At 27.6% G+C, this 10,087-nt stretch carries 10 protein-coding genes; 1 reads left to right on the top strand and 9 read right to left on the bottom strand.

The annotated features are described in order from the left end of the window. Positions 1 to 59: 59 nt before the first annotated feature. The 5 genes from L1S46_RS26565 to dapF all read right to left on the bottom strand — a co-directional run bounded on the left by L1S46_RS26565 (position 60) and on the right by dapF (position 3,794). Positions 60 to 752 (bottom strand): ATPase, T2SS/T4P/T4SS family, encoded by a 693-nt coding sequence (locus L1S46_RS26565; protein ID WP_011968930.1) that lies wholly within the window; start codon positions 750 to 752, stop codon positions 60 to 62. Between the two features lie 205 nt (positions 753 to 957). After that, on the bottom strand, positions 958 to 1,179 hold the full coding sequence (locus L1S46_RS19965; protein WP_011968929.1) for a hypothetical protein: 222 nt from the start codon (positions 1,177 to 1,179) through the stop codon (positions 958 to 960). A 91-nt stretch (positions 1,180 to 1,270) separates the two neighbouring features. Then, on the bottom strand, positions 1,271 to 1,693 hold the full coding sequence (locus tag L1S46_RS19960; RefSeq protein ID WP_023974727.1) for a GNAT family N-acetyltransferase: 423 nt from the start codon (positions 1,691 to 1,693) through the stop codon (positions 1,271 to 1,273). A gap of 239 nt (positions 1,694 to 1,932) precedes the next feature. Beyond that, a complete protein-coding gene (locus L1S46_RS19955) occupies positions 1,933 to 2,940 on the bottom strand; it encodes a hypothetical protein (RefSeq protein WP_017208882.1) in 1,008 nt (335 codons plus the stop codon). A 26-nt stretch (positions 2,941 to 2,966) separates the two neighbouring features. After that, positions 2,967 to 3,794: a diaminopimelate epimerase gene (dapF, locus tag L1S46_RS19950; protein WP_238861133.1), complete on the bottom strand. Its 828-nt coding sequence runs from the start codon at positions 3,792 to 3,794 to the stop codon at positions 2,967 to 2,969. A 429-nt stretch (positions 3,795 to 4,223) separates the two neighbouring features. Between dapF and L1S46_RS19945 the strand changes: the two genes are divergently transcribed. Continuing rightward, entirely contained in the window at positions 4,224 to 5,957 is a 1,734-nt protein-coding gene (locus L1S46_RS19945) for an NFACT RNA binding domain-containing protein (protein WP_238861134.1), read from the top strand. Positions 5,958 to 6,029: 72 nt separating this feature from the next. Here L1S46_RS19945 and L1S46_RS19940 read toward each other — a convergent pair whose 3' ends face one another. The 4 genes from L1S46_RS19940 to L1S46_RS19925 form a co-directional block, all read right to left on the bottom strand. Beyond that, positions 6,030 to 6,875: a MurR/RpiR family transcriptional regulator gene (locus L1S46_RS19940; RefSeq protein WP_011968924.1), complete on the bottom strand. Its 846-nt coding sequence runs from the start codon at positions 6,873 to 6,875 to the stop codon at positions 6,030 to 6,032. Positions 6,876 to 7,238: 363 nt separating this feature from the next. Further along, the gene (locus tag L1S46_RS19935; RefSeq protein WP_011968923.1) at positions 7,239 to 8,399 is read right to left on the bottom strand and encodes a class I SAM-dependent RNA methyltransferase; all 1,161 of its coding nucleotides are present in this window, start codon (positions 8,397 to 8,399) and stop codon (positions 7,239 to 7,241) included. Positions 8,400 to 8,422: 23 nt separating this feature from the next. After that, entirely contained in the window at positions 8,423 to 8,959 is a 537-nt protein-coding gene (gene pyrR, locus L1S46_RS19930; RefSeq protein ID WP_011968922.1) for a bifunctional pyr operon transcriptional regulator/uracil phosphoribosyltransferase PyrR, read from the bottom strand. Positions 8,960 to 8,976: 17 nt separating this feature from the next. Continuing rightward, on the bottom strand, positions 8,977 to 9,894 hold the full coding sequence (locus L1S46_RS19925) for an RluA family pseudouridine synthase (RefSeq protein ID WP_238861136.1): 918 nt from the start codon (positions 9,892 to 9,894) through the stop codon (positions 8,977 to 8,979). Positions 9,895 to 10,087 lie beyond the last annotated feature (193 nt).

Below are 10,087 nucleotides of genomic sequence, written 5' to 3'. Positions count from 1 at the left end.
AACGCTATAATACCTTCATAAAAGAGATTACTAACGATCCTCTTTTGTTGCACTTTTATTCACGAACCAGTTGGACCGCTTATTAATATAAGTCCGTTCTTCAAAGATATTATTTTTCTAATTAGTTTAATTTGACTTTCTGAGAATCCTAAATCCTCAAGATTATAGTCAAAGTTATCACAATATAATATTCTAATTACTAATTTTTCTCCGTATACTACAGGTATTGAAGATACTCTTAAATCGTATTTTAGATTATTATAATTAACTATTATTTTTCCATCTTGAGGTCTTCTTTTTTCAGTTATGTCCATATTAGCTTTCAGCTTGATCTTCGATGCAAGAGTTATATATTCATCAGAATCTATTTTGTGCACCAAAACTAAACTACCGTTAATTCTATATCGTACATAAACACAACCATTTTGAGGTTCTATATGAATGTCGCTGGCATTAACCTTTATTGCATTAGTTATCAATATTTCTTCTAATGATTTGTCATCTATACCAAATATTATATTTTTTAAGCTTTCGTAATTTCTCTCTTCGATTTCCTTGATAACTATGTTTTTGTTATATATAAATCTTAGATATTCTTTTGCTTCTTCAGTTACTCCATATGACAAAACTATTACCTCGTCCAATTTTTCCTTTATTGGAATAACTCTATACTTCTCACAAATTTCTTTTTTTAAATTTTTAGCGGTTCCTAAATCTACATCTTCAATTTCATATTCCTTAATTTTAAACACACCTATCTAATTTTATATTTTTTAGTTTCTATTTTAAATTTTGAACCAAAATCTCAGTAATTATTCATTACATTCCAAATAATGTAATTTTTTTATCGCCTAAATAATAGAAATTACTAAACTTTTAAATTAAAAATCCTAGACATTAATTAAAATGCCTAGGATTTCATGATAACTTAACGAATCAAATTCTAATACATACTTTTTATTTCTTAACATCACTATATTTTCTTGCAGCTTTCCATGTTTTGCCGTACAATGACTTAGGATTTTTATTTGGCTTAACGCCCCTCATTTCTTCTCTAACAATTGCTCTAGCAATAATTTTAAATTTTCTAAACTCTTCTTCATTAACTTCTTGCCCAAGTAAGTTCTTTGTTATTAATTCACTCGTCTTTTGGTTAATAGCTTTATCAAATTTATTCATTTTCTACGCTCCTATATCACAATTTTAAATTCTAAAGATATTATTATCTTTAAAGCTTTAGTTTATCCATTAACTCTTACTTATTCTTTTATTATTCTATAAAACCTTTCATTTGCATTTTAATTGAATTTCTGAAAAAAGCCATTCCTGTTTTCATCTTTTTAAAATTTAATTTTTCATAAAATTTTTCTTTTCCAGGTGAAGCATATAATATAGCATTACATGTAGGAACGCATTCTAAGATTTTATTAACAATCTTACTTCCTATACTCTTACCTTGATATTCAGGTAGCACAGCTATATCATAAATTGCAGATTGATAGACTCCATCAGAGATTGCTCGTCCAAAGCCAATCAACTTATCATTATCAAAAGCAAATACAGCAGCATAACTATTTTCAAATGCTTTCTTATGTATTTCGCCTTCATAATGACTCATCCCTACTTTTTCTAGTATACTAGATACCTCTTCCCAATCTATATTACTACAGTTATATTGTAATTTTAGATCCATTCTACTATCTCCTTTTTTAATATATATGTTGCAATTCGCAATGCATAATTCACAATTACAGCTAAAATTCTTTTGATATTTTTAGAATTATGATGAAGAATTATTTTTGCAATATGTATATTATTATTTTTATGATAAGAATAGCATATACTCCTACGTAAGGTAAGAGTCAATACTTTTTCATATTAATAAAGAATCCTCCATCATATAAAAACATGATAAAGAATTCTAAATTTAAATTACTGCGTATATGCTAAAAAAACATATTCTGATGAACTATTCCCTATTTCACTTATACTACCATCTTGAGTGTATGTATAAATTTGCTCTTTCTTGAGATCTCCATTACTAGAACCTATAAATAAAACATCTCCATTTTCACTTACCTCTAATCCTTTTTCTATTTTTACGGTACCCGGAAAATCAAAAACTAATCTTTTTACCTTATTATCTATTAATTCATATAAAGAATTAACATTATTATACGCTTTTCCTGTAAAATACAATTTATCTTTATTTATAATTATATCTGAAATCTCTTCTATGTTATCTGCCAAAAGCTTAACATCCTTTGTTTTTTTGTTTATCATCATTACTTCTCTTTTATTTTCCAGTGTTAATTGTAAAAATACTACATCGTCATCTCTTGATTTTATAAATGCTAAATAGCCTTCATTAATCTTATAAAGTAACTCTTCTTTATTTTCTTTTATATTATAAGTAAATAATCCATTAACGCCATCATTGCTTACTCCATAATAAACCAATGTATCTGTATCATACCAATCATATAATGTTCCCGATATTGAAACATTAGATTTCATTTCAATTTCTTTATTTCCATTTGTATTGAATATTTTTAACTTAAGCCCATTATCATCTATAAAGTAAGAAATATAATTTCCACCTTTTGATAATTTTAATCCACTATAATTTTCATCTTGGATTTCATATCTATTTCCGTTATTAACTACATAATTTTTACCACTATCTACATATATATAATTAGAACTACTTTTATCATAATCTATGATAACCTTATTTTCCTTTGTCTCCACATACTTACCATTGTCATAATTATATAGTTTATAATTACCGTCTTCGCTTTTTAGAACTGCTCCTATATTTAACTTAATATCCTCTGTCACATTAGGTATGTCTTCTTTTTTAGATGCACATCCTAAGACAAACAGTGGAATTGCAATGAAAGCAAAAATGCTTAAGCACTTTCTTACTAATGAATTCATTTTTTGTTTCCTCGTTTTTTATAATTTTATAAAGAAAGTTCACCCTTGAAAACCACTTCTGCAGGACCTTTCATATAAACATCTTGACCTAAAACTTCTATGATTAACTCTCCTCCAGGAGCTTTAACAAAAATTTCTTTATCCTTATTAACAAATCCCAACTTCTTAGCAACTACTACTGAAGCACTGCATCCTGTTCCACAAGCTAACGTAGCTCCAGCGCCTCTCTCCCATGTATTAACTCTTATATGGGTATCATCAACTATTTTCACAAAATTCACATTACTTCCTTCACCAAAAATATCCAATTTTTCTATCTTTGATCCCTCTTGAATAACATTGTATTCTCTATCACTTTCGAAAATTATTGTATGAGGAACTCCAAGGAGCAACGTAGTCATCTTATACTTTTTATCATCTACTGCAATTTCTTTTTCTATAAGACTTTCCAAATTATTTAAAGGTATATCGCATCCGTTATAAGATGGATTCCCCATATAAACTCTCACATACTTAACCTTTTCATTTTCTAATATTATTTCAATCTCTTTAATTCCATCACCAGTTTCAACTGAAAATTTATCACCCGTAGCTATTTTATGTTCATAAACATATTTTCCAAAACATCTTATAGCATTTCCACACATATTAGCTCTTGAACCATCGGCATTTATTATAACCATTCTAGCATGAGCTAGCTCTGATTTTCTGACAATCACAAGACCATCGGCACCAATTCCAAAATGTCTGTCACAAAGCTTCTTTGCTAATAAGCATTCATCTTTAATCTTATTATCGAAATCCTCAATAAATACGAAATCATTTCCTGCCCCTTGCATTTTATAAAAGTTCATCTAAATTCCCCCTACTGATTAACTGTATTTCTTATAATTAGTAATTGTATAATTTCATAAGCTTCAACTATTTAATATTAAACTTTTGTATTTAATCATTAATAATATCACCAAGTTTAAATTATAACTTATTTAAAAATTTTTCTATATACTTTTTTAAATTTTTTTATAATATTTAGCTCTTTTTTCATTCTATTATTCTAATTTTACATTTATAATATATAATTTTTTAATATAAGTTTACATTTGGTATTTTAGCAATCCAAAAACTCAATTAGGATTACAATGATAAAACTATATTATAATACATCAATATAACATCTATGTATGAATTTGATTCACCCTTCTTCTCATTTTTGCTATTAATTGATAATTATATGCCTATAATGTTATACTATTTATAGTTACACTAAGAAAGGATGACATAAAATGGCATTAGATGGTATCTACCTATATAGTTTAGTAAATAATTTAGAAAAATCAATATTAAATTCCAAAATAGATAAGATAAATCAACCTGAAAAAGATGAAATTATTCTGACTCTAAGAAAAGATCGTCAGAATATCAAACTTTTAATTTCAGCATCCCCTAGGTTTGCCAGAATACATTTAACAAATAGCACGAAAGAGAATCCTATTAAAGCTCCTATGTATTTAATGGTTCTTAGAAAATATATACTAGGCGGTAGAATTACAAATGTTACTCAAAAAGATAACGATAGAATCTTAATAATAGAAATTGAAAATAGAGACGAACTAGGATTTGATAGTTTATATTCTCTTATAGTTGAAATTATGGGACGACACTCTAATATCACACTTGTTAGAAATAGAGATAATAAAGTTATGGAATCAATAAAACATATAACTGCTGATATAAATAGTTATAGAGTATTATATCCTGGTGTTAATTTTATTTATCCCCCATCTTCTACTAAGTTAAATCCTTTTTCTATTACTTTAGAAGAACTATCCTCTTTTACAAACAAAAATTCTATTGTTTTTGATAATAAATTTTATTTTAATTGTTTCACAGGAATAAGTAATCTACTGTCTAATGATTTATATTATAACATTACAAATCATAATAATTCACCTACAATAAGTGAAATTTATGAAAATTTTAATAAATTCATTTATGATTCAAATCAAAATATCTCTTACAATATGTATACAAATAAATTAGGAATTGTAAAAGATTTTTATTCTCTAAAATTAAATTCACTAAATGAAGATTATTTATCAATTTCATATGATGATCCTAATATATTAATGGATGCCTTTTATGAGAAGAAAGATAAACAAGATAGATTACAAAATAAATCTACTGACTTACAAAAGCTTATTCATACAAATATCGATAGATGTAATAAAAAATTAAAAATACTTAATGAAACTCTTAGTGAGTGCGATGAAAAAGAATCATTTAGAATAAAAGGTGATCTTTTAACTTCATATATTTATAGTATAAAAAAAGGTGATAGCGAATGTACTCTACTAAATTTTTATAACGAAAATCAAGAAGAATATATTACTATCTCTTTAAACAAAACCAAAACACCTGCTGAAAATATTCAGTATTATTATAAAAAATATAATAAGTTAAAGACATCTGAGGAATACGCTAAAGTTCAACTCAAGAAAAATGATGAAGAAATGAAATATTTAAATTCTGTACTTACTAATATTCTAAATGCTGAAAGCTATAATGAAATTGATGAAATAAAAAACGAACTTATTGAAACTGGATATATAAGATTTAGAAAAAACAACAAGAATTCAAAAAAGGTAAAGACTTCTAAGCCTAATCACTTTGTTTCAAGCGATGGAATTGATATTTATGTTGGTAAGAACAATCTGCAAAATGATTATCTAAGTTTAAAATTTGCAAATAAAAACTATCTGTGGCTCCATGCAAAAGATATTCCTGGATCTCATGTTATAGTTTGCTCTTTTGATGTACCAGACAAAACTCTTGAGGAAGCAGCTATAATCGCAGGTTATTATAGCAAAGGAAAAGATTCATTAAAATTACCTATTGATTACACAAAAGTTAAAGAATTAAAAAAGCCTAATGGGGCAAAACCTGGAATGGTAATTTACCATACTAATAAAACTCTAATTGTAACCCCTGCTGACTTTAATAACATATTTAATTCATAATCTACTGAAAAAGAGATATATCTTAATCCTAGGATATATCTCTTTTTTAGTAAACATATAATATTTTTAGATTTAAATGAACAAATCAAACTTTCTACACGCTTCCTCTAGCAATTCTACATTACTATTAAAAAAGTCTTTCTTTTCTTTTTCAATAGATGCAATCAAAGCATTAATCAGGCTCAATGGTGCAGCAAAAGATTCTATAAACCTTGTTCCCTTGCTTATAGCTGTTAGCGTTATATCAGAATATGGAACAAGCGGAGACAACATACTGTCAGTTATTGATATTGTTGTAGCTCCTTTTCTTTTTAGATGTGTAAAAATTTCTACTGTACTTCTTGCATATTTCTCAAAGGTAATCCCTATAATTACATCTTCATTATTAACTCCACTAATCTGCTTTGGAATTTGCTCTATATGCTCAATTAAATTTACGTTATTAAACATTAAATCCAGATAATATTTTAGAAACATTCCGAGTACAGCAGAACTTCTTCTTGCTACTATATATATTCTTTTCGCATTTAATAGCAAATTAACAGACTTTCTTAATTCATATATATTTAAGTCCTCCATTGTCAGCTTAATATTATTTACGTCATCTTCAAATATGTTATAAATATCTCTTTCTTCACTATCACTTGAATCAGAATCAATCCTTATACGCTTAGCTTTAGATACTTGCTGTTGCATGGATTCTTGAGTATCTCTTAAAAATTCAGGATAACCTTTGTATCCCAAAAAAATCACAAACCTCGTGACAGTTGCTATGCTTACTCCTGATAATTTAGCTAACTTTTCAACAGTTAGAAAAGGCGTACTATTTGGGTGCGCTAATATATATTTTGCTATTTTTTCTTGTGCTTTGCTCATATTCGGTATTTTTTCTGCCATTTTTTGATATACCTCTGACATAGTTTAAACTCCTTTCTTTTGGCAATTTAAGAGTATCTATCTGACTACTAGTTTCAAGTTCTTTACAATCTCATTTCTCAAATTATTAATTTCTAATATGCATATTACAATTGATTCTCTACATTTTACTTGTAACTAAAAATTTAGATTATTAAATTTCTAAATTTAAATTTGTTATTGAAACTTGTATATCTTATATATTTTTATTTCAATTATCATATGCAGAAACTCTTTAACAAAAAAAGACGCTAACAATTCCAACTGATTGTTAGCGCCTTTGCTATCAAATTTTATTTAAATTTATTTTATCACTTTAAGAAAACTTTGTAAATATGTTTTCAAATCTTTCTGATGCCTTAAACTTTACTTTATTAACTCATTTATTAATATATCACCAGCATTTTTAATTTTATCATTGTGAAAATATTGATAATAATAACATTTTATTTTTCCATTGTATAATTTTCTATTCTTTGTTGATTTTAATCCAAATGTTTTTTCAAATGGCTCGAAAGATGTTAATATGTTAAAATCCCAATCTTCCAGCTTTTTCTTTGCATTTCCCATATGTTTATATAGTGTAGGTAATATTTCCTTCTCACCGATTCTTTCTCCATATGGTGGATTTGAAATTATAAATCCATACTTTCTTGAAGTTGAAAATTCCATAAAATCTCTCTTTTGAAATTGTATATATTTATCAACTCCTGCTTTTTTTGCATTTTCCATAGCAACTTTAAGAACTCTATAGTCTATATCGTATCCTATTAGTTTTATATCCTTATTCTTTTCAGATTTCTTTGCACCTTCTCTTACTGAATCAAATATATCTTTAGTAATTGAAGGCCATGTTTCACATACAAAACTTCTGTTTACTCCTGGTGCAATATTTTGAGCTATCATAGCCGCTTCAATTAAAATTGTCCCCGAACCACAAAATGGATCTATTAATTCAAACCCGTCATTCCATCTTGAGATTAGAAGCATTGAAGCTGCTAAAGTTTCTTTTAATGGTGCTGCTCCAGCAAGTTCTCTATAACCCCTTTTATGTAATCCTGGTCCTGTTGTATCTATAGTAAGCGTAACTATATCTTTTAAGATAGCTACTTCTATTTTATAAACTGGTCCACTTTCGCTGAATGTCTCTATTCCATAGCTTTCACTCATACTTTTAACAACAGCTTTTTTAACTATAGATTGGCAGTCAGGAACACTATGAAGCGTTGATTTAATACTTTTGCCAACAACATGCATAACTCCGTCTTCAGGAATTATCTTACTCCATTCTACTTTTTTGGTCCCTTGAAAAAGTTCTTCGAAAGATTTAGCTTCAAATTCTGCCATTTTTATAAGTACTCTATCCGCAGTTCTTAAGTGAATATTGCAAATTGCTATATCCATTTCGTCTCCCTCAAAAGTTACTCTTCCGTTTTCAATTTTCAAATCTTCATAACCAAGTGCCCTTAATTCTTTTGCAGTTATGCTTTCTATTCCGAAAGTACTTGTTGCAATTAACTCATACATATTTTTGCATTCTCCCTTTTTATCTATTTATCAAATATTTTCACTGAATCTTCTCCATCAATTTCTTTTAGAGATACTGCTATAACCTCATTTTTAGAAGTTGGAATATTTTTACCCACATAATCTGCTCTAATTGGTAGTTCTTTATGCCCTCTGTCTATAAGAACTGCTAATTGAATACCTCTAGGTCTATTTACATCCATAATTGCATCTATAGCTGCTCTTGCTGTCCTACATGTATATAAAACATCATCAATTATAATTATCTTTTTATCTTTTATTTCAAGACCTAAATCTAAATTCTTAATCTCTAAATCTTCACTTATCTTAGTTAAATCATCTCTGTACAATGTTATATCTACAGATCCAACTGGAACATCTACCCCTTCTATTCCCTTTATATAGCTAGCAATTCTTTTTGCAAGCGGATACCCTCTAGTCTTAATTCCAAGTAAAACTAGTTCATCTATTCCTTTATTTCTTTCAATTATTTCATGAGAAATTCTTATTAGTGTTCTATTAACAGCTTTTTCATCTAATAAAACTGATTTTAATTTCATGTTATTCCTCCATATTTTTATCTTACTTCATTTCTTAATTTTTCTATTATTTCTTGAAAGTATTCTGGCAATTCTGTTGTGAATTCCATATACTCATTTTTGCTTGGATGAACAAAACCTAATGTCTTCGCATGTAACACTTGACCTTTCAATTTGAATCTTTGTTTCTTAAATCCATAAAGAGGATCACCAACTAGCGGAAATCCGATAGATGCCATATGAACTCTTATCTGATGTGTTCTTCCAGTTTCTAATACACATTTTATCAATGTGTAGCCATTGAATCTTTCTAAGACTTCATAATGTGTTACAGCTCTTTTGCCTCCCTCTACAATTCCTATCTTTAATCTATCTCTCTTATTTCTAGCCAAAGGTTTATCAATTATACCTTTATCATTCTTTAGTCTTCCTTCAACCAAAGCATAATATTCTCTCTTCATTGAGTGATCTTTTAATTGATCTGAAAGCTTATTATGAGCCTCATCATTTTTTGCTACAACCAAAACTCCAGATGTATCTTTATCAATTCTATGAACTATTCCTGGTCTTATAATTCCATTTATGCTAGATAAATCTTTACAATGATAAAGCAGAGCATTAACTAATGTTCCATTATAGTTTCCTGGCGCAGGATGCACAACCATCCCCTGTGGTTTATTAACAACTACTACATCTTTATCTTCATAAAGTATATTAATAGGTATTTCTTCAGCATCTACTTTTAATACTTCAGGCTCGCTAAATGTTACTTCTATTTCATCAAGAGCTCTTAGTTTATAATTACTCTTAGGAGTTTTATTATTAACCTTAATACCATCTTTTTCAATAAGTCCTTGGATAAAAGATCTTGATTTATCAACAAAAATTTCAGCTAAATACTTATCGATTCGCTCTCCTCTATCTTTTTCATCAACTATAAAAACATTTTTCTCCATAAATCAATATCCCTTCCTATTTAGCATATTCTTTCAACATTATAATATAATAACTTAGACTTTACAATTACTTAACACCTGAAATTTATTAGATTAATTTATGTGAATTAACGGTCATACATAAACTTCTCCCCTAAATATATAATTATTTTACATATTTTTTATAATATGCTATTATTTTTGTATAAGTATA

The organism is Clostridium sp. YIM B02500 (assembly GCF_022324665.1).
GTDB lineage: Bacteria > Bacillota > Clostridia > Clostridiales > Clostridiaceae > Clostridium > Clostridium beijerinckii.
The sequence above is the reverse complement of the archived record's forward strand: the minus strand, read 5'-3'. Positions and strand labels throughout refer to the sequence as shown.

Excerpts from the sequence above, each read along its gene's own strand:
- L1S46_RS19965 (WP_011968929.1), bottom strand. The coding sequence starts at position 1,179 with ATGAATAAATTTGATAAAGCTATTAACCAAAAGACGAGTGAATTAATA.
- L1S46_RS19960 (WP_023974727.1), bottom strand. The coding sequence starts at position 1,693 with ATGGATCTAAAATTACAATATAACTGTAGTAATATAGATTGGGAAGAG.
- L1S46_RS19955 (WP_017208882.1), bottom strand. The coding sequence starts at position 2,940 with ATGAATTCATTAGTAAGAAAGTGCTTAAGCATTTTTGCTTTCATTGCA.
- dapF (WP_238861133.1), bottom strand. The coding sequence starts at position 3,794 with ATGAACTTTTATAAAATGCAAGGGGCAGGAAATGATTTCGTATTTATT.
- L1S46_RS19945 (WP_238861134.1), top strand. The coding sequence starts at position 4,224 with ATGGCATTAGATGGTATCTACCTATATAGTTTAGTAAATAATTTAGAA.
- L1S46_RS19940 (WP_011968924.1), bottom strand. The coding sequence starts at position 6,875 with ATGTCAGAGGTATATCAAAAAATGGCAGAAAAAATACCGAATATGAGC.
- L1S46_RS19935 (WP_011968923.1), bottom strand. The coding sequence starts at position 8,399 with ATGTATGAGTTAATTGCAACAAGTACTTTCGGAATAGAAAGCATAACT.
- pyrR (WP_011968922.1), bottom strand. The coding sequence starts at position 8,959 with ATGAAATTAAAATCAGTTTTATTAGATGAAAAAGCTGTTAATAGAACA.
- L1S46_RS19925 (WP_238861136.1), bottom strand. The coding sequence starts at position 9,894 with ATGGAGAAAAATGTTTTTATAGTTGATGAAAAAGATAGAGGAGAGCGA.